Annotated in this window: 20 protein-coding genes and 1 pseudogene; 7 read left to right on the top strand and 14 right to left on the bottom strand. The window is 50.1% G+C overall.

The window, feature by feature from the left end; translation table 11 throughout:
- Window positions 1–15 precede the first annotated feature (15 nt).
- The 3 genes from hybG (at window position 16) to OGX75_RS12635 (ending at window position 2079) form a co-directional block, all read left to right on the top strand.
- Complete coding sequence (gene hybG / locus OGX75_RS12645; protein ID WP_012135123.1) at window positions 16–264, top strand: hydrogenase maturation factor HybG; 249 nt, start codon at window positions 16–18, stop codon at window positions 262–264.
- Between the two features lie 79 nt (window positions 265–343).
- A complete protein-coding gene (locus OGX75_RS12640) occupies window positions 344–1396 on the top strand; it encodes an ABC transporter substrate-binding protein (RefSeq protein ID WP_104868186.1) in 1053 nt (350 codons plus the stop codon).
- A complete protein-coding gene (locus tag OGX75_RS12635; RefSeq protein WP_115625914.1) occupies window positions 1396–2079 on the top strand; it encodes a molybdate ABC transporter substrate-binding protein in 684 nt (227 codons plus the stop codon). The genes OGX75_RS12640 and OGX75_RS12635 overlap by 1 nt, the downstream gene beginning before the upstream one ends.
- Before the next feature lie 97 nt (window positions 2080–2176).
- Here the strand turns inward: OGX75_RS12635 and yghU are convergent, their stop codons facing one another.
- Window positions 2177–3046, bottom strand: a complete 870-nt coding sequence (yghU, locus tag OGX75_RS12630) for a glutathione-dependent disulfide-bond oxidoreductase (protein ID WP_012135120.1) — start codon at window positions 3044–3046, stop codon at window positions 2177–2179.
- A 221-nt stretch (window positions 3047–3267) separates the two neighbouring features.
- On the opposite strand from yghU, the gene OGX75_RS12625 reads away from it, so the two are divergent.
- The 3 genes from OGX75_RS12625 (at window position 3268) to OGX75_RS12615 (ending at window position 8815) form a co-directional block, all read left to right on the top strand.
- Entirely contained in the window at window positions 3268–5556 is a 2289-nt protein-coding gene (locus tag OGX75_RS12625) for an FdhF/YdeP family oxidoreductase (RefSeq protein ID WP_286451116.1), read from the top strand.
- Between the two features lie 158 nt (window positions 5557–5714).
- Complete coding sequence (gss, locus tag OGX75_RS12620; protein WP_286451117.1) at window positions 5715–7577, top strand: bifunctional glutathionylspermidine amidase/synthase; 1863 nt, start codon at window positions 5715–5717, stop codon at window positions 7575–7577.
- Window positions 7578–7759: 182 nt separating this feature from the next.
- Entirely contained in the window at window positions 7760–8815 is a 1056-nt protein-coding gene (locus tag OGX75_RS12615) for an NAD(P)-dependent alcohol dehydrogenase (protein WP_134769055.1), read from the top strand.
- Window positions 8816–8866: 51 nt separating this feature from the next.
- Here OGX75_RS12615 and OGX75_RS12610 read toward each other — a convergent pair whose 3' ends face one another.
- Both OGX75_RS12610 and OGX75_RS12605 read right to left on the bottom strand, forming a co-directional pair.
- Entirely contained in the window at window positions 8867–9844 is a 978-nt protein-coding gene (locus OGX75_RS12610; RefSeq protein ID WP_225622014.1) for an AraC family transcriptional regulator, read from the bottom strand.
- A 107-nt stretch (window positions 9845–9951) separates the two neighbouring features.
- Window positions 9952–10782, bottom strand: a complete 831-nt coding sequence (locus tag OGX75_RS12605) for an alpha/beta fold hydrolase (RefSeq protein WP_275055533.1) — start codon at window positions 10780–10782, stop codon at window positions 9952–9954.
- A gap of 188 nt (window positions 10783–10970) precedes the next feature.
- Between OGX75_RS12605 and OGX75_RS12600 the strand changes: the two genes are divergently transcribed.
- Entirely contained in the window at window positions 10971–11396 is a 426-nt protein-coding gene (locus tag OGX75_RS12600; RefSeq protein WP_047461225.1) for a MerR family transcriptional regulator, read from the top strand.
- 54 nt (window positions 11397–11450) lie between these two features.
- On the opposite strand, the gene OGX75_RS12595 is transcribed toward OGX75_RS12600, so the two are convergent.
- The 11 genes and pseudogenes from OGX75_RS12595 to OGX75_RS12545 form a co-directional block, all read right to left on the bottom strand.
- Window positions 11451–12491, bottom strand: a complete 1041-nt coding sequence (locus OGX75_RS12595; RefSeq protein WP_223849107.1) for a fimbrial protein — start codon at window positions 12489–12491, stop codon at window positions 11451–11453.
- Entirely contained in the window at window positions 12482–14983 is a 2502-nt protein-coding gene (locus tag OGX75_RS12590; RefSeq protein ID WP_286451118.1) for a fimbria/pilus outer membrane usher protein, read from the bottom strand. Before OGX75_RS12590 ends, OGX75_RS12595 begins: the two co-directional genes overlap by 10 nt.
- A gap of 11 nt (window positions 14984–14994) precedes the next feature.
- Window positions 14995–15672 carry a fimbrial biogenesis chaperone gene (locus OGX75_RS12585; protein WP_012135110.1) on the bottom strand — a complete coding sequence of 226 codons (678 nt, stop codon included), beginning with the start codon at window positions 15670–15672 and terminating at the stop codon, window positions 14995–14997.
- Between the two features lie 46 nt (window positions 15673–15718).
- Window positions 15719–16237, bottom strand: coding sequence for a fimbrial protein (locus OGX75_RS12580; RefSeq protein WP_286451119.1), 519 nt, complete (start codon window positions 16235–16237; stop codon window positions 15719–15721).
- 72 nt (window positions 16238–16309) lie between these two features.
- Window positions 16310–16882, bottom strand: a complete 573-nt coding sequence (locus OGX75_RS12575) for a helix-turn-helix transcriptional regulator (protein ID WP_012135108.1) — start codon at window positions 16880–16882, stop codon at window positions 16310–16312.
- A 456-nt stretch (window positions 16883–17338) separates the two neighbouring features.
- A complete protein-coding gene (locus OGX75_RS12570) occupies window positions 17339–20521 on the bottom strand; it encodes a response regulator (RefSeq protein WP_286451120.1) in 3183 nt (1060 codons plus the stop codon).
- On the bottom strand, window positions 20521–21144 hold the full coding sequence (evgA, locus tag OGX75_RS12565) for an acid-sensing system DNA-binding response regulator EvgA (protein ID WP_369701093.1): 624 nt from the start codon (window positions 21142–21144) through the stop codon (window positions 20521–20523). Before evgA ends, OGX75_RS12570 begins: the two co-directional genes overlap by 1 nt.
- A 513-nt stretch (window positions 21145–21657) precedes the next feature.
- A pseudogene (locus OGX75_RS12560) lies at window positions 21658–21942 on the bottom strand (ISAs1 family transposase); the annotation flags it as partial.
- A 995-nt stretch (window positions 21943–22937) separates the two neighbouring features.
- Window positions 22938–23546, bottom strand: a complete 609-nt coding sequence (locus OGX75_RS12555) for a DUF8188 family protein (RefSeq protein WP_134769057.1) — start codon at window positions 23544–23546, stop codon at window positions 22938–22940.
- A gap of 12 nt (window positions 23547–23558) precedes the next feature.
- Window positions 23559–24698 (bottom strand): PAAR-like protein, encoded by a 1140-nt coding sequence (locus tag OGX75_RS12550; RefSeq protein ID WP_134769058.1) that lies wholly within the window; start codon window positions 24696–24698, stop codon window positions 23559–23561.
- Window positions 24698–25576: a hypothetical protein gene (locus OGX75_RS12545; RefSeq protein WP_200026890.1), complete on the bottom strand. Its 879-nt coding sequence runs from the start codon at window positions 25574–25576 to the stop codon at window positions 24698–24700. Before OGX75_RS12545 ends, OGX75_RS12550 begins: the two co-directional genes overlap by 1 nt.
- Between the last annotated feature and the right edge of the window lie 65 nt (window positions 25577–25641).

The following is a 25641-nucleotide window of genomic DNA, read 5'->3' as shown; positions in this document are numbered from 1 at the left end:
TCCAGGTGGTTAACTATGTGTATTGGAGTCCCGGGGCAGGTTCTGTCCGTTGGTGAAGATATTCACCAGCTTGCGCAGGTTGAAGTGTGCGGCATCAAGCGTGATGTGAATATTGCCCTGATCTGCGAAGACAGCCCTGCAACGCTGGTGGGGCAGTGGGTGCTGGTGCATGTGGGATTTGCCATGAGCATCATTGATGAAGAAGAAGCCAAAGCCACATTAGACGCGCTACGCCGAATGGAGTATGACGTTACCAGCGCCTGATAATCCCTGAAGGCAATCTATCAAGCGGCCTTGCAATCGTTGTATACTAATATATATATCGATTGTGAGGACATCTCCCATGTTTAAATCCTTACGCCAGCTCTCCCTGCTGGCGTTGCTTTTTTCCCTGCCGTTTATGGCTCAGGCCGAGCGTACGTTTACCGATCAGATTGGTCGCCAGGTTACCGTCCCGGATACGGTGGATCGCGTGGTGGTACTCCAGCATCAGACGCTGAATTTGCTGGTGCAGATGAACGCCACCGACAAAATTGTTGGCGTGATGGCGAACTGGAAACAACAGCTTGGAGACGGTTATGCCCGCCTGGCGCCGGAGCTGACAACGAAAGCCGCGTTGGGTGATTTAACCCACGTTGATGCGGAAAAACTGGTCGCGCTGCATCCACAGGTGGTGTTTGTCACTAACTATGCGCCGCAGGAAATGATCGACAAAATCAGCAGCCTGGGTATTTCGGTGGTGGCGATTTCTCTGCGCCATGATGCGGCGGGCGAACAGGCTAAAATGAACCCGACAATGACGGATGAAGAGCAGGCTTACGATCAAGGGTTGCGTGAAGGGATCACGCTGATCGGCGATATCGTCAATAAACCTGACGAAGCAAAAGCGCTGATTGCCGCAACGGATAAGGGGCGCAAGATGGTGAGCGATCGCCTGAAAGACATCCCGGAAGATCAACGCGTTCGCGCCTATATGGCGAACCCGGAACTGACCACTTACGGCTCCGGTAAATATACTGGCCTGATGATGGCGCACGCGGGGGCGTTGAATGTGGCGGCATCGACCATTAAAGGCTTTAAGCAGGTCGCAATGGAGCAGGTTATCGCCTGGAATCCGCAGGTGATTTTTGTTCAGGATCGCTATCCGAAAGTGGTGGATGAGATCCTGCAAAGCCCGCAGTGGCAGGTGATTGATGCGGTGAAAAATCATCGCGTCTATCTGATGCCGGACTACGCGAAGGCCTGGGGCTATCCGATGCCGGAAGCGATGGGCATTGGCGAGCTGTGGATGGCGAAAAAACTCTATCCGCAGAAATTCCAGGATATTGATATGCGCAAGGTCGCCAATGACTGGTATCAGCGTTTTTATCGCACTGACTATCAGGGCGTTGACTGATGAAAATCCTTGCCGCAGGCAGTCTGCGTGCCGTCTGGCAACCGCTAATGGCCTGTTTTCAGGCAGAGACGATCCGCTGTGATTTCGGCCCGGCGGGATTGCTGCGTGAACGGATTGAAGCCGGTGAGCCGTGCGACTTTTTCGCCTCGGCTAATGTGGCGCATCCGCAGGCGCTGCTGGCGAGCGGGCGGGCGCTGTCGGTTTCGTCCTTTGCGCTGAATCGCCTCTGCCTGACCGTGCGTGCTGACGCTATGCGGGAGGGCGACGACTGGCGATCGCTGCTGATGCGCGAGGATCTGCGAATTGGCACATCAACGCCGGGCTGCGATCCTTCCGGTGATTACACGCAACAGCTTTTTTCGCGAATGGGAGCCGTCGGCGAGGCGATCCGCTCGCGTGCTGTGGCGCTGGTCGGCGGCCGCGATTCTTTGCCGCTTCCCGCCGGAGCGCTGGCGGCGCAATGGTTAATCGACCACGATCACACGGATGTTTTTATTGGTTATGCCAGCTATGCCCCCAGACTGCGGCAAATCAGTACCCTGCGCGTGGTTGATATTCCTGAACCGTATAATCCGATCGCTGAGTATGCGTTTGCCTGTCTGACGGCGCGCGGAAAACCGCTTGCCGAATTTCTGCTTTCCACTCCGGCAGGACTGATTCTCATGCAACATGGGTTTAATTAAACGCCGACTATCACAAACCCGTGGGCCTGATAAGCGAAGCGCCATCAGGCAATATAACGCCTGATGGCGACGTTAAAATCTCATCCGGCGTCACGGTTTAGCTCTGACGCTTATCTTCGGTTTGTGTGTCGAAGTCGCTGGCGTCGTGACGCTCATGAAGCTGCTCGTTGAGCGGCCCGTTGGTGCGGTTCACAATGCGCCCGCGTTTGACCGCCGGACGTTCCGCAATCTCTTTCGCCCAGCGCTGTACGTGCTTATAACTTCCCGCATCCAGAAATTCTGCGGCGTCATACACGTTGCCGAGCACGACACTGCCAAACCACGGCCAGACAGCCATATCGGCAATGGTGTACTCATCGCCCGCCACATACGGATGACGCGCCAGCTGCTTATCCAGCACGTCCAGCAGACGCTTGGCTTCCATCGTAAAACGGTTGATCGCGTACTCTATTTTCACCGGCGCGTAGTTGTAGAAGTGACCAAAGCCGCCGCCGAGGAACGGCGCCGCCCCCTGGAGCCAGAATAACCAGTTCAGGGTTTCGGTACGTTTAGCGAGATCCTGCGGCAGGAAATAACCAAATTTTTCCGCCAGGTAGAGCAGAATTGCGCCGGACTCAAAGACACGCAGCGGCGGGTTCTGCGAGTGGTCGCGCAGCGCCGGGATTTTTGAGTTTGGGTTCACATCGACAAAACCGCTGGAGAACTGATCGCCGTCGCCAATGCGAATCAGCCAGGCGTCATACTCTGCGCCCGTCACGCCCTGCGCCAGCAACTCCTCCAGCATGATGGTCACTTTCTGGCCGTTTGGCGTTCCCAGGGAGTAGAGCTGTAGCGGATGCTTGCCGACGGGCAACGTCTTGTCGTGAGTCGGGCCAGAAACGGGACGGTTGATATTGGCGAATGCGCCGCCGCCTGCGGATTTATCCCACGTCCATACTTTCGCGGGTTGATAAGTATTCTCTGACATGTTGACCTGCCTTCTGGGTTGGTGTGTTGAAGCAGTGTAGCAGTCGGAGGCCATGCGGTTTAACAGATTGGGACATTAAGCGCCGGTTTTTTCGCTGGAAGGGGAACACAATATAACTCGTTAATTGTAGCCCGCCTGTACTCCATCAAGAGGAAATCAATATCAGACGGAAATTGTTACCGTACTCGCCATTAAAAATTGGCAGTGAATAAGCAGTAACAATGAAAAATGGTGTTCCAGGAGTAAGCGGTTATCAGGGCCCGGCGGGCGGCTGGGGAGCTGTGAAAGCGGTCTCTGCGTCGGTGTTTTCCCAAAAGGCCGTCACGCGCGATATTATCGCGATGTTCAAAATGAATCAGGTCAAAGGCTTTGACTGCCCTGGCTGCGCATGGCCTGACCCTGGCCATCGGGCGCCGATGGAACTTTGTGAGAATGGCGTCAAAGCGGTCTCCTGGGAAACCACCAGCAAGAAAGCCTCACCGGCGTTTTTCCGTCGTCATCCGGTGTCCACTTTATGGCAGTACAGTGATTACGAGCTGGAAAATATTGGCCGCCTGACGCACCCGATGAAATATGATGCCGTAACCGATACCTGGCAAGCCGTGGAATGGGACATCGCGTTTCAGGAAATCGGCGAACGCCTGCGCAGCTACGATTCCCCGGAACAGGTAGAGTTTTATACCTCCGGCAGAACCTCGAATGAAGCGGCGTTCCTGTATCAGCTGTTTGCCCGCGAATACGGCAGCAACAACTTCCCGGACTGTTCCAATATGTGCCACGGCCCGACCAGCGCAGGGCTGACGCGCGCTATTGGTCTGGGGAAAGGCACCGTTGAACTGGCGGATTTTGACCACTGCGATCTGGTGATTTGCATCGGGCATAATCCGGGAACCAACCATCCTCGTATGCTGACCACGCTGCGCGATGTGGCAAAGCGCGGCGCCAAAATTATCGCTATCAATCCGCTGGCGGAGCGAGGACTTGAACGCTTTAGCTTCCCGCAAAGCCCTAAAGAGATGCTTACCGGCCAGGCGACCGAACTCAGCAGCAGCTACTACCAGGTGAAAATGGGCGGCGATGCGTCGCTGCTCAAAGGCATGATGAAGGCGCTGATTGAAATGGATGAGGCGCGGGTGCTGCTAAACCAGCAGCCTTGCCTCGATCATGAGTTTATTGCTGCGCATACCGCCGGTTATCAGGCGCTGTATGATGACCTGCGCCAGTGCCACTGGGCGGAACTGGAAGCGGATTCAGGTCTGACGCGCAGCCAGATGGAAGATTTAGCGCACAGCTACAATAAATCGCGCGCCACCATCATTTGCTACGGCCTGGGGATCACCCAGCATAAAAACGGCACCGGGAATGTGCAGCAGCTGGTTAACCTGCTGTTGCTGAAAGGCAATATCGGAAAGCCGGGCGCGGGTATCTGCCCGTTGCGTGGGCATTCCAATGTGCAGGGCGACCGTTCGGTTGGGATTAACGAAGCGGCGTCGGACGCCTTCCTGCAACGCCTTGAAGCGCGTTTTGCCATTACCGTTCCTCGTCAACATGGCCGCGCCAGCGTGGAGAGCATTCGGGCGATAGAGCGGGGCGAGGCTAAGGCGTTAATCTGCATGGGCGGCAATCTGGCCGTGGCGATGCCGCAGCCGCAGCGGACGTTTGCGGCGATGCAAAAGCTGGATATGCAGGTGCATGTGGCAACCAAACTGAACCGCTCGCACCTGCTGCTGGCGAAGCATAACTATCTGCTGCCCGCGTTGGGCAGAACGGAGCGCGACCTTCAGGCGACGGGGATTCAGTCCGTCACCGTCGAGGATTCGATGTCGATGGTGCACGCCTCCTGCGGCTCTCTGAAACCGGCTTCGCCGTGGCTGAAATCGGAACCTGCGATTGTGGCGGGAATGGCACGCGCCACGCTTGCGCGCTCGCCGGTGAACTGGGAAGAGATGGTGGGAAACTATGCTCTGATCCGCGACGCTATTGAAGCCGTTATTCCGGCGTTTCATGACTACAATGCCCGCATTGCCGCGCCGGGCGGATTTCGCATGGACACGCCTGCCTCGCGCCGTGAGTGGCATACCGGGAATGGCAAAGCCAACTTTGTCGTTAGCCAGCAGCGCGCCGTTGAGCGTCAGCAGCAACCCGCTGATGCGCTGGTGCTGGCAACGCTGCGTAGCCACGATCAGTACAACACCACCATTTATGGCCTGAATGACCGTTATCGTGGCATTACCGGCCGCCGTGACGTCGTGTTTTTAAATGCGGCGGAAGCCAGGGCGCGCGGGCTGACGCAGGGCGATGTGGTGACCATTCAGGCGCTGGACGATCATGGCCGCCCTTGTGAGGATCGCGCGATGCGCGGGCTGACGGTCGTGATCTACAACATGGCGGCAGGATCGATTGGCGCCTATCTACCGGAAGCGAATGTGCTGTTGTCTCTGGATGCGGTCGATAGCGAAAGCCTGACGCCAGCCTATAAAAGCGTACCGGTGGTTATCAATAAAACATAACATCGTTCCCGCTATGAATTTTTTGTCTCTGTGCGCCGTCTGGCCGGGTAGAGGTGTATGATGAATCGACCTCTGTCCGGTTAGTGTTATTGAGCAGGCAAGCAGAGCGAAAAATTCACGCCATACTGCTCAGGCTGTATTGTTTTGAGGTAAGGTGCATGAGCAAAGGAACGACCCGTCAGGATGCCCCATTCGGGACATTATTGGGCTACGCCCCCGGTGGCGTAGCAATCTACTCTTCAGATTACAGCTCCCTCGACCCACGGGAATACAGCGATGATGCCGCGTTTCGCAGCTACATCGGCAACGAGTATATGGGCCATAAATGGCAGTGCGTTGAGTTCGCCCGCCGCTTTCTCTTTCTCAATTATGGGGTTGTGTTCACGGATGTCGGCATGGCGTGGGAGATCTTCTCGCTGCGTTTCCTGCGCGAAGTGGTGAACGACAACATCCTGCCGTTACAGGCGTTCCCCAATGGTTCGCCCCGCGCGCCGGTCGCTGGCGCGCTGCTTATCTGGCAAAACGGCGGCGAGTTTAAAGATACCGGCCATGTGGCGATCATTACCCAGTTGCTGGACAATAAGATCCGTATCGCCGAACAGAATGTGATCCACACGCCGCTGCCCCCAGGGCAACAGTGGACCCGCGAGCTGGATATGGTGGTGGAAAACGGCTGCTATACCCTGCGCGATACCTTTGACGACACCACGATCCTGGGCTGGATGATTCAGACCGAGGACACGCAGTACAGCCTGCCTCAACCAGACATCGCCAACGATTCACTGAAGATTCGCGGCGCGCGGCTGGAAGAGAAAGGGCAGTTTGACGGCAAATGGCTGGATGAGCGGGACCCGCTGCAAAAAGCCTATGTGCTGGCGAACGGGCATGTGATTAATCAGGACCCGCATCAGTATTTCACCATTACGGAAAGCGCCGAGCAGGAGCTGATTAAAGCCACCAACGAGCTGCATCTGATGTACCTGCATGCCACTGACAAGGTGCTGAAAGACGATAACCTGCTGGCGCTGTTCGACATTCCGAAAATCCTCTGGCCGCGTTTGCGCCTCTCCTGGCAGCGTCGTCGCCACCATATGATCACCGGTCGTATGGATTTCTGTATGGATGAACGCGGCCTGAAGGTGTACGAGTACAACGCCGATTCCGCATCATGCCATACCGAAGCGGGGCTGATCCTCGAACGCTGGGCCGAAAAGGGCTACACCGGGAAGGGGCATAATCCGGCGGAAGGGTTGATCAACGAACTGGCGGGTGCATGGAAACACAGCCTCGCGCGTCCTTTCGTCCACATCATGCAGGATAAGGACATTGAGGAGAACTATCACGCCCAGTTTATGCAGCAGGCGCTGCGCCAGGCCGGGTTTGAAAGCAAAATTCTCCGGGGACTGGATGCGCTGCGTTGGGACGATACCGGTCAGCTGATTGACGGCGATGGCCGCCTGGTGAACTGCGTCTGGAAAACTTGGGCGTGGGAAACCGCAATTGAACAGGTGCGTGAAGTCAGCGAGACGGAATACGCCGCCGTGCCGATTCGTACCGGCCATCCTGAAAATGAAGTGCGGTTGATTGATGTGCTATTGCGACCGGAAGTGCTGGTGTTTGAACCGCTGTGGACGGTGATCCCCGGCAATAAGGCTATTTTGCCTATCCTGTGGTCGCTCTTCCCGCATCACCGCTATTTGCTGGATACCGATTTCACGGTTAATGACGAACTGGCGCGCACCGGTTATGCGGTGAAACCGATCGCCGGGCGCTGCGGCAGCAATATCGATCTGGTGAGCCATCAGGAAGAGTTACTCGATAAAACCAGTGGGAAATTTGCCGCGCAGAAAAACATTTATCAGCAGTTGTGGTGTCTGCCAAACGTGGCCGGGAAGTATATTCAGGTCTGCACTTTCACCGTTGGCGGCAACTATGGCGGTACGTGTCTGCGTGGTGATGATTCGCTGGTTATCAAAAAAGAGAGCGATATCGAGCCGTTAATTGTGGAAAAAGGGGAATAGCCTCTTCTGAAAAAGAGCCTGGGGCGTGATGCGCCAGCGTCCGCCCTGGCCATTCAATGCCAGGGGATTCGTAATAGACGTTCTGTCGGGAGTATCAGGCAATCATCCGGCAGAATTAGGCTCACTCTGCCATTCATCAAACCGCTACAGTTTCAGGTGGAAAACAAACAACTGGAGCTGCTATGAAAACCATCGGTTATGCTGCATTAAACGCGACTACGCCACTGGCCCCTTTTACGTTTGAACGACGCGCATTGCGTGCCAATGATGTGGCGATCGAAATCCTGTGGTCAGGCGTCTGTCACAGCGATCTGCATCAAACCCGTGACGACTGGAAAGAGTGGGGCGCGACGATTTACCCCTGTATTCCCGGACACGAAATTATTGGCCGGGTGATTGATGTCGGCAGTAAAGTGACGCGTTATCAGGTCGGGCAACAGGTGGCGGTCGGAACCCTTGTCGATAGCTGTCAGGAGTGCGATCAGTGCCGCAGGCACGAAGAGCAAATGTGCCGTGAGTTTCCGACGGTGACCTATAACGGGCGTGACCGCATCTCAGGAGACGTCACTTACGGCGGTTACTCGAAACATATCGTGGTTCGCGAGGAGTTTGTCCTGAATCTGCCGGAAGGCCTTGATCCGGTCAGAGCGGCGCCGTTGCTCTGCGCGGGCATCACCGTTTACTCGCCGCTGCGGACCTGGAACGTTGGCCCCGGCTCGCGCGTTGGGGTGATTGGCATCGGTGGCCTGGGGCACCTTGCGGTTCGTCTGGCGGCCGCTTTGGGCGCAGAGGTGACGGTTATCACCCGCAGTGAGTCAAAAGCGAAAGAGGCGCATGAGCTGGGCGCCGAACACGTTCTGCTCTCGACTTCCGCAGAGGCGATGAATAACGCGGCGTCCTCTTTTGATGTAATTATTGACACCATCCCGACGCGCCATGATGTTTCGCCCTACGTTCAGCTACTTGATGTGGAAGGGGCGCTGGTTATTGTCGGTAATCTGGGGAATATGGAAGGGTTCAGCACCTTGCCGCTGATTTTGGGGCGTCGTCGCATCACGGGTTCACCGTCTGGCGGGATTGCACAAACGCAGGAGATGCTGGATTTCTGCGCCCGTAAAGGTGTGTACCCGGAATGTGAGATCATCGATATCCAGCAGATTAATCAGGCTTTTGAGCGTATGGAGCGGGGTGATGTGAAATACCGCTTTGTGATTGATATGGCTTCACTGTCGAACTGACGGTAAGCAACGCATATCGGATCGGCTGTTTTGCGGTCCGATATGCGTGTATCAGCGCGGTATCCCGGTCAGCGTTCCCGCTTCCCGGACGCGTTCTGCGCCTTTCAGCGACTGCACTTTATCGCCGATTGGCGTGATGCCGAACAGGCGTTTGTACTCCCTGTGAAACTGACTGACGCTTTCATAACCCACTCTGATGGCCGCTGTCGAGGCATCCACATTATCTGACAACAACAGGCGTCTGGCTTCATGGAGCCGTAACTGCTTCTGATACTGCAACGGGCTCATGTTGGTCATGCGACGAAAGTGGTGATGCAGCGTCGAAACGCCCATTCCTGCAATCCCGGCCAGATCCTCCATTTTTAACGGTTGGGAATAGTGCGTGCGTAACCAGTTGATTGCGGAAGATATCCTCTGGCTGCTCGATCCCGTCAGTACGGTTTCCCGCAGCGTCATACCTGCCGGGCTGGTTAAAATGCGATACAGAATTTCCCGCTGAATCAGGTTGCCGATATACCCTTTATCCTGCGGGCGTTCTGCGAGCGTGATGTAGCGCAGTATGGCGTCAAACAAAAAGCGGTCGGCATGGCTGAGCGAGAGTCCTTCGCCTGCGAATCCCACGTCATTGCCGTGCTGTTCCATATCAACCAATACTTCGCGCGCAACAGATAAATCCAGTTCCAGCAACAGCGATATAAAAGGACGCTCGGCGCTGGCCTGCATCACTTCGGCGACGGTTGGCAGATTGACCGCCGTCAGAAGAAAACGGGATTCGTTGTACACATAGGCCGTATCGCCTAACGTGACGCGCTTTTCTCCCTGGAGGATCAGCGACACGCTGGGCTGGTAAATATAAGAAAGCGGCGGCATTGGGCCGTGGAGTTCAGCAACGCTCAGACCGGGGAACGGGCAGACGACCCGTTCCTGATGTTCGGTATATGTTCTGACTTTTGCGGTAATTTCGTGGCGCAGCGATGCGGTGTCCTGCCGCAGGCGATCATCCTGTGAGTTCGGGCGGTGATCCAGCATGGTCAGACTCCTCAACATAGGTTCGTATGTTTTAAACTGGAATGCAGCCGCCCGCGACTCCTTTTTTTGCTAATTGACTTGCCAGCCCATCCGTCGTGGTTGGTATATCAGCTATTCACAAAGGCCAGCAGATCGGCGTTAACCCGATCTGCATGCGTGGTGGGGATGCCGTGCGGGGCTCCCTTGTACGTATTCAGCGTACCGTTTTTGAGCAGCCCGGCTGAAAGTACGCCGGAATCATGGTAGGGAACGACCTGATCGTCATCGCCGTGGATAACCAGAACCGGGATAGTGATGCGCTTGAGATCTTCCGTGAAATCCGTCTGCGAGAACGCGACGATACCGTCGTAGTGCGCTTTGGCTCCCCCCATCATTCCCTGACGCCACCAGTTCCAGATGACCGCCTCAGACGGACTGGAACCCGGACGGTTGTAGCCATAGAAAGGACCCGCAGGGATATCGTAATAGAACTGCGCCCGACTGGCGGCCAGCTGTGCCTGGAAGTCGTCAAACACCGACAGGGGCGTACCCTGCGGATTGCTGTCGGTTTTTACCATCAATGGCGGAACTGCGCTGATCAGCACGGCCCTGGAGACGTTATCCTCGCCGTGACGCACGATATAGCGCACGACCTCGCCACCGCCGGTTGAATGCCCGACGTGCATTGCGCCCTGGACGCCTAAATGCTTAACGACTGCGGCAACGTCATCGGCATAATGATCCATGTCATGACCGTCCCACACCTGGCTGGAACGTCCATGACCACGCCTGTCGTGCGCGACGACCCTGAACCCCTTGTCCACGAAAAACAGCATCTGAGCATCCCAGTCGTCGCTGGAGAGCGGCCAGCCGTGGTGGAAGAAGATCACTTTTCCCTCTTTCGGCCCCCAGTCCTTATAGAAAATGTCAACGCCATCGCTGGTTGTTACGTAACCCATATCGTTTCTCCGGTTCAGTAAGTTGTTAAAGGGAGAGACTTGTCTTGCGCGTAGCGCCAGAACGTTGGCTCCCGGAAAAAGGAGAAACGTCAGGGCCTGCGCGCGCGTCCGGCAACGATCTTCTGTTGACCGTTTAGAGAGTATAAGTTTAAAGTTAACTTTAAGGTCAAGGGAGGTCTGTAAACGGTATGAAGATTGGTGAACTGGCAAAAGTAACGGGGCTTACGCCCTCCCGTATTCGGTTTTACGAAGCAGAAGGGCTGATCAGCCCTCCACAGCGTCAGAGCAACGGGTATCGTAATTATTCGGCGGAGGTGGCGAATCTGCTGAAGATTATTGATAACGCTCAGCGTGCCGGTTTTTCACTTGGGCAGATCCGCTGCTTTTTACCGCAGGAGCAGAAAAAGTGGGATCACGAGGGGCTGATACAATCCCTGGAGAAGCGTATCGCGGAGATCGAACTCATGCAGAAGCAGCTTGAAGAGAGCAAGAGCGAGTTGCTGAGTCTGATCGCCAGTATTGCAAACCGGCCTGACGGGATTTCCTGTGAGGACAACATGCAGCGGCTGATAGGGCAATTGCGTAATCCGGCGACCGCCACGGAAAACCGGTAAAATAAATGGCGAGGGGACGTGGTTCAGCTTCGGTCTTGCCGCCCCCTCACTGTCTTATTGGTATGTCATGGTAAATGACAAAACGCCATTCGCTGCACCGGTCGTGATGGTGTCTCCGGTCTGGTAATAACGCGCTTTCAGCGGTACCGTGAATCCGCCGCCGGAGGATGAGGTGCCAACGGCGACATCTGAACCCAGCGCCATCGGCTGATTGTTATAAAGTAATTGGATTCCCACGCCCGTGGCGGCATTATTTCCGCCAATGGTTTTCAGCACGCCTTTGCTCGCATCAAAAATATCGCCTTCCATCTTAACGCTGACCTTTGTTCCGGCATTACAAACCATCGGCAGATCGAAAGACTGCGTGTGTGCGTCTCCCGGCGTGGTGCCTTTGCCATTAAAGGCTTGTTTATCCACGTCCTGCATATTAACGGGGATAAACGTCGTTTGTAGATTACAGGCTGGCGTGGTAACCGTGAACGCGTTGATATTGACGGAAGATTCGGGTGAATGCCACAGCAGCGCGTTATTTAACATAACCAGCGATCCCACGGTTCTTGCCGTTATGGTTCCAGACCCGGTTTCGGCTGCCGTCTTATAAAACGTCACGATAACCACGCCATCCAAATTGCTGTTCACCATCCCCGCCATATTTTCACAGAGCTTAGCGGTATTTATGTCTCCCCGTATGGTATTGCTTCCCGTAACGGTCACGATGCCTGCGGCACATTTTGTCGTTGCGGCGGACAGGGAATACCCCACGCCGCTAATGTTCGTTTTGTATATCTGACGCCCGTTGAGTGACGAATCGAATGTGCCAATGGCTCTGATACCAAAAATCTGCCTGGAGATAACGCCCTCAGCGGAGTCCCAACAGTTAAAGGCATTAATTGTCGGTGTAATAACCTGTGTTCCTATTATTGAGCCCACAGGGAGATCCCGCGAGATAGTTACATTCTGCGGTGAGATCGTTGTTGTTGACGTAACCGTAGTGCAGTTCCACGCCAGGGCGGTGTGTGAAAATAATCCCAGCGAGGTAAAAATTAAGCTGATTAAAATTCGATACATTTTTCTTTCTCTCCAGATCAGTGGCATTGCGCGATGACTGTTTGCGGTTTGTCAGCGATCTGCGTTATCTGATACGTTGCCTGACAACTTCCCTCGGCCCAGTTAACGATCACGCTTCCTTTTTCCGGTACGCCGTTGAGCCAGACGCGTTTGCGATCGTCAACCATTCCTTCTGGAATGTTGTCGTGATTTTTAATACGGGTCGTCGCGCCAAACGGAATCTCTTTCCCGGTGAACTGAAGCATGACCTTATAACCGGTGACGGTAGGGTAATCAGCCAGCGCCAGCGCGCCTTTGGTCGGTACAACGGTGTAGGTGTCATTCAGCACATCGGTATGCGGGTTCAGCGATGCGGTATCCAATGACAGACTGTTCTGCCGATACGGCGTGACATACGGCACCACGGCAAAACCTCTGCTGTCGGTGTAAATCCCGCTGTTATTCGCCACTTTTACATCCGCTGCGTTGTCCGCTTTCACCAGCGCCATAGTTTCGCCAAGAGGCTGCGTGGCCGAGACGCCGTAAGGGTGAACCACAATGCCGCCCATCGCTCCAACCGACATCTGGCGGTTATCGCGAGAGTAGTTGTAACCAAGCTGATACTCGCCATGACGGCCTTTGTAATTGACGGAAGCGCTTCCCATCGCATCCGAGCCTTTGCTGTTGTAGCCCTGCTGTACGTTCCAGCTCAGGTTTTTATCTTCCAGCGCTGAACCGGATAACCCCACCTGCGAAGTCGTATCGCCTTTTTTGTTGCTGTTCCCGGATACCGTCATCCAGCTGTCTGGCAGGAAACGTGAGAGCTGAATCTGCATCGTCAGAGAGACGATATGATCGTTTTCATTGTGCCAGGGGCCGCGTGAATAGCTGTAGTTCAGGCCGTAGTTGATATTGTTTATGCTGGTGTTGTAACCCACGTTAACGCTGCGCTCGGTGTCGCCGCCCCAGTAATCCTGTTGCCAGGCGGAGAGGTTTATATTTCCCCAGTCGCCAAGTCGCTGGTTCAGCGTCACCTGCGCCTTGCTGCGTTTGTTCCGTTCATAGCGCCAGTTGTTGCCTTCACGTATTGTGTCGCTCCCCATTCGAAAGGTATTCACGTCCCCGTTCGCTTCCTGGAAATCACGAAAACCTGATGAGGAATAGCGATAGCCCATCAAACTGAATGAGGTGCCTGTCGAAGCAAAGTCTTTGGCGTATTGCGCGCGTAGCGACACGCCTTCTTCTGTCTTACCGGGCAGTTGCGTACGGGCGAAAGTGGCGTCAAAAGAGAGCGAGCCGAATTCACCGAACCCTTTTCCGATCCCCAGTGCTCCGGCCCAATAATCTGCGGATGCCAGCGTGCCGCCATATATCGTGCTATCCCAGGGTAAACCGTAGCTCAGCGTGCCCTGTAGAAATTCCGGCTCTTTATCTTTGCTGTTTGCCGCGCGATATTTCCCTGCTGCCAGCGCATATTTGAACTGACCTTCGCGTTGCATCACCGGCACCGCGGAAAATGGCTGAATAAACTGATGCACCGATCCATCCGCCTCACGTACCGCCACTTCCAGATCGCCGCTGGCGGTGGTCGGGTACAGATCGTCAATCGCGAACGGGCCTGGCGGCACATAAGATTGCCAGATAACGTTGCCACCCTGACGAATGGTGACCTGCGCGTTGGTCTGTGCAATACCGCGTACCACGGGAGCAAAACCACGGACGCTTTCCGGCATCATGCTGTCATCTGAATAAAGCTGCGCGCCGCGAAAATTCACGCTGTCGAACACACCGGCCTGCGTATAACTATCGCCTATGCTGAACTGACTTTTCAGAGCCTTAATGTCACGCTCCAGCGATGTGCCAAGGGTGTTCCAGTGACCAGCGCCATCGTTGTTGTTATAAGTGGCGTAATGACGCAATCGCCAGGGCCCAACGTTAATACCGCTACGCAGGTTCAAATAGCTGTCGTTACTCGACTTGCCGCTGCCATGCGTGTTAGCGCCTGAGAAGTTGTAGTTCAGGAACAGCATATTCAGTCCATCATCCCACCGCTCAGGCGATACCGACCCCCGGGGATCGCGCTGTAGATACTCCTGCGGCACGGAGAGATCCAGGCGCATCCCGTCAAACTGGAAAATAAGCTGGCTGCCGGGAAGCAGTTTGCTGAGGTGTTCAACGTTCGCGGTATCTGCCATATGCATCCATTCAGGTTGTGCATTGCGCTTAACGCCCCATTGCACCAGATCTGCACGAGTCAACACCGGTATTAACCCACTCTTACTGTCAATAAATGAAATATCCTGTGATGCCAGATAATTTCCATTTACATAGACATCAACGTGATAGACGCCAGGCACCTGCCCGTCAGTTTCATTAAAACGAGAAATATCAATATCACGCGGGATATTTCCACGGGTTTCAATAAAATCTGGAGAGAAATAATCGCCAGCCAGTACAGCAGGAGTATGCGTACACAGATAAATAAGTGTGGATAACCGAGTTAATTTAGCAAAACCCGAAACTGCATTGACATGAAACATGGCTTTGTAACCTACATTTTAAATTTATGTTCAGCCGTAATGCCTCCGAAGTCATTAATCGCACGCCACGATACTTCACCACCCGTTACCGCCGACTGAGGTAGCGATACCGTTTGAAATGGTAAAACCATTGGAGGTTTTGCTAGTTGTTTCCCATTCACCTTGATGTCGTATAGCGACACGCTATACGGCGAGGGGTTATGCACACTTAACTTTCCACCCACGCTTGAAAACGTTAGCTGCTGATACGCAAGCGAAGGGTCGCCTTTTAATCCTGCCGGACGATAAAACAGCTTCATTTTACTTTTGACCGCAATCAATAATTCATTTTTAGCATCCGGTGATGACGAAGGGATTGCTTTAATATTCAACCAGTAAACACTTTCTCTGTCCGTAGGGAGCGTGTCGCCTGATAACATAACGCGTACTGAATTCTGCGCCTGCGAATTTAATTTGAACAAAGGCGGCGTGGTGATGAATGCATTGTCACTGTCGTCGCCATTTTCACTTTTGCTTACCCATGACTGAATTAAATACGGCTTGTTATCTGGATTGTTAACGCTGATTGCCGCCTGATTGCCACTGCCGTTATAAATAAGCCGGGTGCCGCCTATTTCCACACCGCTTATTGCCGTTGCGGAGATAAACAAAAGACCAACGGCAATCTTTTTATAGACTTTCTGAAACATGAAGAGATCCTGAGTGAATTACTCAGGGCCGCGAAGGGCCCTGCTTTTACTGGTAAATAACGGTAAACGCGGTTGAAGAGTTTGCCGTACCCGCGCCAACAGAGCCGGTTGCCATATATTTGGCAAAGTAAGTCAGTGTGTTATCAACATCTTCTTCCAGCGCTACGCTGGAGGATGCGGAACCCACAGGGATCAGCGTTGAGTTGTCCTGCTCATAAATCGCGACACCAACATTCGACGCTGTCTGCCCATTGCTCAGCGCTAAAATAGAAGGGTTAATCGTGTCGGTGATGCCATCAAAACGAATACTGGCGTTGGAAATGCTGGCCGGGCAGGATTTCAGCACAATATTAAAACGCTTCGCCGCCGCCGTTGCTCCGCTACCGCCTGAGAATGCGGTTGTCGCGACAGTCCCCAGGTTGACAGGCTGCGCAATCGCAGAGGTATCCACCACACAGGCCGTACCGGTGATGCTGCCAGTAAAACTAATTACGCCGTCAGCAGCATTTGCCGCCTGAAATACAGAGAGCGATAAAATCGCGGAAATCAGTGCAATCTTTTTCATATAAGATCCAGTTAGTTAAGTTAATATTTAAGAAATAATATATTGATACTTTAAATGTTAATTAATAATGTGCTAATTCCCTCCAGTGAAATACTTATCTGACGAATGACATTGTCTGATTAACGAAATACTGTGTTCGCAGGTGTCCTGCTTATAACTTTCTACTCGTGCGATAGTTCGGTACAAAGATATACGATTGCCGACCTGAAGTTTAAAAACCAAACTGCGCCGGTGGGCATAAAATGTCTTAACCGTCATACCTAATTGTTTACCAATCTCATTCGCATCAAGCCCTTTTTGCATACATGAGAGCACTTCGCTTTCTCGCATTGAAAGCGTGTACTTCACCCGATAAATATATCGGGAATCATTGACAAACAGGCAGGACAGAATTTCATTAAGTCGGCTTCGCTTATCAACAAACGTAATACTCCGTAGATGTTTTAATGCATAGTAGTCAAGATCATTGCTTATAAACGCAATAATCTTCCTGTCTGCAAAAAAATGCTCTTTAACCTGCAGGAGGTTTGTTGTCTCAACATCTACTATGTAGTAATTTTCATCAATCAACTCCGATGTTAACAGCGTACTGATACCGACGATAAAAAAATAATCATCAGAAAAAACGGAGTTTGACAAATCCATAAAACTTCCCTTTTTGGCATGCCCTCTTTGGTTATTTAACGCCAGAAATTCACCTCATGTTTCTTTGTGAAATTTACAGAAAATAAAATCAGATGACACCACAAAAATAATGGATTTCGAATATAATCATAAAAACGATCGTTTCTTCTATTTGTTCCCTTTCAAAAGAACAACGATCCACTGATTGCCGTCTTTATTGAAATAAAAAACTATTTATGTGCCATAAAGATGAAATTTAACACTATCACTATTGATAGGTGTGGTTTAATGGTTTGATGTCATTTGATAGTTGAAACTTGAAATGACGGTAAAAATGGATTTTTCTTAGGAAATATCCCAGGTTTAATTAACGAAATATATTCCGTCAGAACAAGGCTAATTTTACCTGGTTAACAACGGGACAACATCAGCGGCACCTTATTTTTCTGTCAGGCGCCGCCTACGCGTGTAGGAAGGTTATGGAATGAATGTTGCGATAGCCTGATCTAATTCATCAAGTAAGGCGTCGATGCGATCAAGGTCTGTGGCAAGGTCTGCGGCGGAAATGGCGTCAGGTAGTTTGTCTTCCAGCGACTGCGCTACCTTCATCAATGCCTTAACGCCCAGCAGTTGGGCAGTCCCGTTAATGCGATGAATATGACGCTTCACGGTCAGATAATCTTCAGTATGCGCCGCTTGTCGGGCGGCGACTAAATCACGGCGGTTCTCCTGCTGTGCATCTTTTAACGCTGTAAGCATGAGCGCCCGGTTGCCTTGCGCCAGCATACCCAGCATTTCGATATCAAACATCGTATTGGCTGCCTCACACATTCCTGAAAGGAAGTGCGAGATTTGCGATAACGTAATCGGCTTGAAAATACAGGCATTCATGCCTGCCGCAAGACAGCGTTCGCGTTCATGTTCTTGCGCTGAGGCGGTCAACCCCCAGATGGTGAGGTCGCGATTAAATTTCCGTACCTGACGGGTAAGTTCAATGCCGTCCATTGTGGGCATATTGAGATCGGTAATAAGCAAATCATAATGCTGTTGCTGAAGGTGTCGTAAGGCCTCTTCGCCGTTTTCGGCTTCATCCGCAACAATACCTGACGTTGCAAGCTGGCGTTTCAGGAGCAGTCGACTGGAGGGATGATCGTCAACGATTAATACCCGCAGCGTCCCCTGAATAACGGGAGGGGGCGGGGGCGCGTCAATAGATACCGGCGTGATATCACGCGAGGTTTGCACGGGCAGGTTCAGCGTCAGGGTGGTTCCACGGTTTATTTCGCTTTGCAGCGCGATGGTTCCCCCCATTTGCGTCATCAATGCCCGGCTGATCGCTAACCCCAGGCCCGAACCGCGATGATGCTTACCCGCTTTCCCCTGACTAAAGGCGGTGAATAAACGGTTCTGTTCTTCAGTGCTAATACCCGGACCGGAGTCGCTCACCGAGAGCGCCAGCATCGCGTTGGACTTTGTCGCCGAAATCCTGACATACCCTTGCTGCGTAAATTTAACCGCGTTGCCAATGAGGTTGGTGAGTACCTGCCCCAGTAACTGGGGGTCCAGATGCATCGCCTCTTGCGGGTCCAGCTGCGAGTCATAACGCAGGTCGATCCCTTTTTGGGCCGCCAGTGCGCTAAACAGCGTCATTTTTTCTTTTATCAGAGCATCAACATTTACCCACTGCGGAACGGTGTCTAAGAGTCCTGATTCAATCTTTTCCAGATCAAGGATCTCGCCAATCAGTTTTAACAATGATCGCGAGGCCTGGGCAGCCTGATCCACCGATGCTTTATCCTCAGGGCTGAAGCGAGCGGGGGAGAGCTGCAAGAGTTCCAGAAATCCCATAATTGCACTGACCGGCGTTCGGATCTCGTGGCTCATATGGGAAAGAAATTCCCGCTTCTCTTCATTGGCTTGCTGTGCCTTGTTTCGTTCCGCCTCCAGTAAGCGTTGAGAACGTTTCCTTTGGCGGACTTTCCGCGACAGGTAAACGGCCCACAGCAAGCTGCTCACCACCAGCAACGTCGCCAGTATCGCCACCAGATAAAACGGTCTGTTATACAACTCCCAGGTATCAATTTTGACGTCCGGCAGGCGTATCCATTTACTGACGATCTGGAAAATCTCTTTTTGCGGGATATCATCCAGGGCTTTGTCCAGGATCTGCCGAAGTTCCGGTTCGGAACGGGGAACGGCAAAACTGATTGCCGCCGGCGCTTCACCGGCAATCGGGAGCCAGGCGAGCTGATCGGGATAATAATGCTCGCTCATATAGCGGGCCGTCAGCTGATTTGAAATGGCCGCGTCCACCTTTCCCGTCGCCACGAGATTCAAGGCTACGCTGGAGTTTTCCACCTCTTTCCATTGGATGCCGGGGTGTTGGGCTTTAAGCTTTGCCAGTAACGCGTGGTCGGCGCCGATCGCCACACTCATCCCCGCCCGTAGCGTGGTCTCCTGCGTATTCTCTTTTCTGACAACGGTGACGAATTGGGTGGTAATAAAGGGATGGGTAAAGGAGAGCGCGTTTTCACGGCTTAAATCGTAGGTTGCGGCCTGCACAATATGCCAGTTGTTTTTCTTCATTTCAGAAACCATTTCTTCATTCGATTTGACGACAATGGTTTCAAACTGCATACCGGTTTGCAGACCGATCAGATTCAGGATATCCCCCACCACGCCCCGCGTTTCCTGGTTACTGTCGACCATAGTGTAAGGCGCAAACCACGGGTTAATGATGACACGCAGTGTGTTATGACTTTTCAGCCACTGTTTCTCTCGGTTGGTCAGGTTAAGCGGCTCTAACAGAAAGGACAGATTGCCTTTATCGATCATTGACTGGGCTATTTGCCCATGCACATTTTCATCGATGGCGCTGAGCGTGTTATTCACAATTGTCAGCAGACGTTCCTGCGTTGGCAAAAATAAAAAGGCGCTTTTTTTCTGTGGTTCAGGCCAGTATTTCACCGTCGTCAACGCGAGGCTAAATTCCTGCGATAGCCAGGTGCTGGTTGTCAGTGAGTCGCCAACAAACCAGGCGCTTTGCCCATGCGCGACGGAGCTGAGCGCTTCCTGATAGGTGGGGTAATTAATGATCTCTGCGTTAGGAAATGACTGCTGAATAAACCCCTCATCAGGATAGTGATTCACAGTAGCGACACGGGTGCTTTGCGCACTCTGCAAGGGAACCATGACATTGGCTAACGACGTCACTAAATTTGGCCAGGAATGTACCAGCGGCTGCGAGGACAGAATGCCTTCTTCGGTGAAAGGGCGACTCTCCAGACCGGTCAAGACCATATCGACTTCGCCCGCCTTCAGCGCATGAATTGCCGATACCTGATTTTTCCAGGCCGTCACGCTGATGTGGGTGTTGAGTGAATGCTGAATCAGCGCAAGATAATCGGCATTCATCCCACGGTAACGTCCTGTAAGCGTGGTCTGCACGAGGGGCGATTGCTCTGGTTGATAAACCGCAACCTTAAGCGTTTTTTTCTGCTTCAGCCAGCGCTTATCATCCTCACTCAGATAAACAGGAACCGGCGTAATGTAATTGTAGCCCGACAACTCCAGCTCAACGGGTAGCTCATCCTGGGCATGAATGCCACGCCCGGTAATCGATAAAACAATGAGCACGAATATGAGCCATTTATTCATCATCAGGTCAGCTTATTTTGGTGGGCAAATGAGAGCAGTTCAATTAATGATTTGCAGCCTAACTTTTCCATTAACCGTGTTTTATAGGTGCTGACCGTTTTGCTGCTGATATGCATTGCATCGCCAATTTGTGAATTATCAAGACCATTAAGCATATAGCCCATCACCTTCATCTCCTGTGCCGAGAGGGATTCCAGGCGTTGTGCATCGGTTAACGCAACTGAGGGGGCTTCAAGGAAAAAAGGAAAATAGCTATAACCATTTTGCGCTGCGTTAATGGCGGCCAGAATGTTTTCCATATCCTGTTTTTTACTGATGAAAGCGTTAGCGCCCACCTGAGCGCAACGTTTGCTGTAGTAACGATCGTTTTTCGCGGACACGACGATCAGCACGCCGGTGAACTGCCGTGCTCTGAGCTTTTCTACCAGTTCGACGCCATTCACTCCGGGGATCTCGACATCCACGACAACAATATCCGCAGCCGTTTTTGTTAACGCTTCCAGCGCAGTCGTCCCGTCTTCATATTCGTTGATTACAGTAATGCGCTGTTTCTCCAGCACTCCACGGATAGCCAGACGCGCGAGGGGATGATCATCCACGATAATTGCAGTGCGTAACTTACTCATATTCATCCTGAAAGTTGTCATTCTGAATACAATATATACTAACGATAATAGCCTAAACGAGACGGGAGATGGATTTATATCGCGATGACTCAGGTGGTCATCCTGGCAGAGGTATGCTCCTGTGGCGCGCAGGCAGGGTAAGATCTGTAACGGGATGAAATGGAAAGGGTAGGGACGAAAAAAATCCGGACGATGTCATAAACACCATCCGGATTCTGAATCCCTGAACGATCTGATAGAAAATGAACGATGTTCACTTTTGCACAATATGGGGTCGGGACTTGTCTTGCCCGTTAAGGATCTCACTTCTTAACGAATAGGCTCTGAAGAAGTGGTACCCGGACTTGGTGTAATCCTTTGGGCTAATGAATTGTTTTCTATTTGCTGGTGTTTTCCCTGCCGGGTAAGAGTTTTACATACTGATACTGGCGTGCTTCTTGGAAACAGTACAGCCAGAGGCTGGTTCGTGGATAGCAAAAACGCGTGATAACTCCCGGTCGGAATGAAAAGTATTGAATGGCGAAGTGTTTTCCCGTCAATAGCAATAATATCTCCATCATCTGAAGCGTGACAATCACGCATCCAGTTAATGAAACATTCATGGAATTTTTTAGGGCTTATGCAGGATACAACTCTGGCAACGGTATCATGAACCGGAATACCATTTTCAAAATCCCCGTAACTTTTTAACCAGTACAGATGAACATGACCAAAATATTCTATCTCCTGCTACTCATCAGCACCTGCGATGACGGCACAAACAGTAGAAAATAATATATCGGATGATTTGTGTTTAATTCCCCTTTGCTACCGTATATCGAATTTAATAACTTAAAAAAATACTCCGTAAGAATTAAAATAGATCACTCTATTTCTAGTATTGATTACTTATATGTATAAACATACACTTAAATGATTAATATAACAGTCGGTGGAGGGGGTGTTAATTCTCAATATAAAATTTATCTTCATATTTTAAATAATAATTGTTAAGTGAATTAAGAATAATATCTATAAATAGTATAGGAACTATTGGTTCCTGAGATTAGCTCAGGTTTAATGCTAACCGGTTTTACATCTAGTGGGAGTAATGTTTTGTAATATAAGATTGTTACCTCTGAGGATGTATAACGGCATCGTCAAAAATGTTCTTTCTGGTATTCAAAACCATATGTTACTGATTCTGGGGGGGGGCGATTTTACCATTTTTTCATAATAATATCTCTGAGTCGTTTTAAGCATATTTATAGAAATTGACGTGCAAAATGAATAAAGATTTAAAACTAGTTATTAATTAAATATTGGTACATGTGGTGATTGTCAATTATGGTATATACATAAGATACATGAAACACGCATATACATAAAAAAAGATAAATATAAGCTTAAGGAACCTTGATATATTTAATTGATTGGATAGATACCATTTTATTGGTTGTCTGTCGGTGTGGGCACCATTGTTTTTTATATGAAATGTAGCTAATCGTTTAACACCACCATCCGACAGCCTTTTTATTTACGGCGTAACAGAATTGTTGTTTGTTTTTTATTCCGGTGAAAATAAGACTGTGCCTCCAGTCCTTTGATGCGGGTAATTAACACATCCAGCATAATGCTTACGTACATCATCAGCCCGTTTACAAAACGGGGAGAAAATGAATTCATTGCTATTGGATACCTTTTGCGAATCTACGTATGGATTGGAGGCATAATCTTAATTGATTTTTATTATGTCAATTCCTTTCACAATATCCAAAAGAGTCTGATGTGCATCATTTATCATGATAAAGATATTATTGTTTGTGAAATAATTTCTTGAAATTTTCATCTGATATAAAATAATTAAGGTATTGCTCTACAAATATACGGTTAATATCATCGGAAACATCAAATTCTTTCTTTTTATCTTCCAGGACCCAACTGGTTTTATAACTGCGGGGACTTACTTCAAAAGCGAAAATCGGTACTGGATTTTCTTTAGCTCCATAGTTTATATCATGCCATTGTGTATTGTTTGCATGTACCATAAAGTACCCACCTCTATGGAGTACGGGATTTCTCTCAAGTCCGTTACGATCAGAGTTAAATGCGCCACTATAATCAAAACCATCAAAGTTCATTACCACAAAATATCTGTTGTATTCTTTGGAGAAGAATGCAAACCGATGAATTGTTTTAAGATCACGTAAGCCTCTGCGATACACTTCGAAACTTACCTTTTTTTCATCACTTTCATCGTATGCATAAGGAATTAAGAATTCAATGGTCTTACTGTCATTGATATATTGGGTTACCTGCTCCTGCGTGACCTGATTACCACGAAAGCACAGTGAATTAATGATAAAAAATATGGCCGGAGCGATAACAAGAGAGCCAAAAAGAGTTCCAAGCGATTTACCCATATCCCCCCCTTTTTAATCGTTTCTTACGGAAATTATACCGATGGAATTTTTTGATGTCTCAGATTCATCTTTTGTATTGAATAAGTCGAGTTCAGTATTTGCCTCTTGCTCATACTTCCTTTCTTTTTCATTAGAATATTCATCCACAGCAAAACCCAGCACAGTGCCACCGAGTCCTACTAGGCTGCCTGTAGCAAACTCTTTAAAGGAAAAACGACTCCCGTATTTAACCAGCCAGTTCAGGACTGCGTCTCCATGAGCCGCCGTTAGCATACCTTTACTCTGTGCTATGATAACCCCGTCCAGAATCCAGGAACCTACCACATTTGTGGTTCCATGCTTAAGCGCCGCGTTTCCCACATCACCTGCGGTACCAATTCCTTGATTTTTTGCCGCTGTCTTAATGTCACCTGGAATATCACGACCTTGGTTTGACTTACCGCTATCAGTTGCTGTACCGTAAATCTCTAACCCTGAGAGAACGGATACCCCAAATGGTAACCCCATCGTGGCGATATAAGTAATTATGCCATTAACAAATTTACTGGTCCAATGAGCATAAATCTCACTACTGTTAGCGTCGGATATCATTCTTGCTGCTTTTTGTGCAATAGCATCATCTATAATAATGTTAAGCTTACCACCAACCGGGCACTTTATATACGATGAATCCAGAAGCGCATTTTCTCTTTCAATAAAAACGGTTTTATGATATTCCTGCCACTGAGAATCAGCAACCCTGTCACACTCATGCAGTGTTTTATAAATGCCATAACTTGCCGCAGCCACTTCACCCACTGTTGCTATTGTTCCAATTGTTAAAGCGGTCGCGGATGCAGCAGTTATTGCGGCAGCAATAGGGCCGGATATTGGCAGAGTGGCAACTACAAGAACAGCCACCGCCACAGCGGCTATGCCTGCAAAAAACATGGCAAGCCCACCCCATACTTTCAGCGGCATTTTACATTCAAAACAAGCATCCAGCTTTTTATCTGATATATTGAGCAATGGTGCAGGAATTTTTGAATATATTGTAATTCCCGCTGTCTCAACTGGTTCTTTAGCCGGATTCAGCCCCAGCTTTCTGGGGGTCGATATGGTCATATTACTGCAAATAATATTTACACCTTGTCTGACAAATGAACGCGCCATTACTGTATTCTCCAGATGCGACAGTGAATATCCATTTCCACGTTGTTTCTGATACACTCATTCATTCGGATATCAGCATACTCTATATGATTTCTCGCTGTATTAAATTCAATCTGAGCATCATACTTAACCTGATACTCAGAAAATTGATAGTCAATGACTGGTTTATATCTCTCATCATATTGTTCTTTTATTTTTGCCACATTTATATTACCTTTCGGCACACCCGTTTTGCGAATGGTTACAGTTTTCGGATTTTCCTGAATGATTTTCTGACTAACAACCAGAGGCGTTATGATATCTTTAAATAACTGAGAATGGTAATTCATACCAGAATCAGATTCAAAACCCTGCGTATGGACAAGATAATAATTAAAAAATGTATCAAAGAAAATTTGGCTACCTAGGCCAGCAATCAACTGCTCATGGGAATGGATTTGTTCGTCAAATACTGACATGAAATCCTGAATACCCTGTCGGGTCTCTTTTGCACGAATGAATTCATTTTTTTTAAAAAAGTTTTCTTTGAAAATATTCCATTCATCAATAATAACATGATGATTTTTTAGTACTTCAGGCCTGCCTGTGTCAGCATTAATTAATAAATCCACATTACTTTTTATTATGTCAATTTCCTTCACGATATCCAACAGAGTCTGATGTGCATCTGGTGATGTTTTTGATATATGGTCATCGACATACACTGAATAGAATAAAGGCTCATTATGATTATGCTTTACTGTATAGTCAGTTTTGACTATTGTATTGTTCACCGGGATTTTGTTAAGTTTGATTGATACTTCTTGTTCAACTCTGTATCTGACAACATCCTGTAAATTATCAGGCTGATAAACAAAATTACTTCCACTTAAATCCATAGTATGTTCCTCATTAAAATAACACATCCACACATCCGTTTAATATTCTGAACAGGTTTTATCCA

Source organism: Citrobacter sp. CK199 (assembly GCF_030333285.1).
Classification (GTDB): domain Bacteria; phylum Pseudomonadota; class Gammaproteobacteria; order Enterobacterales; family Enterobacteriaceae; genus Citrobacter_B; species Citrobacter_B koseri.
This window is presented reverse-complemented; position numbering and strand designations above follow the sequence as displayed.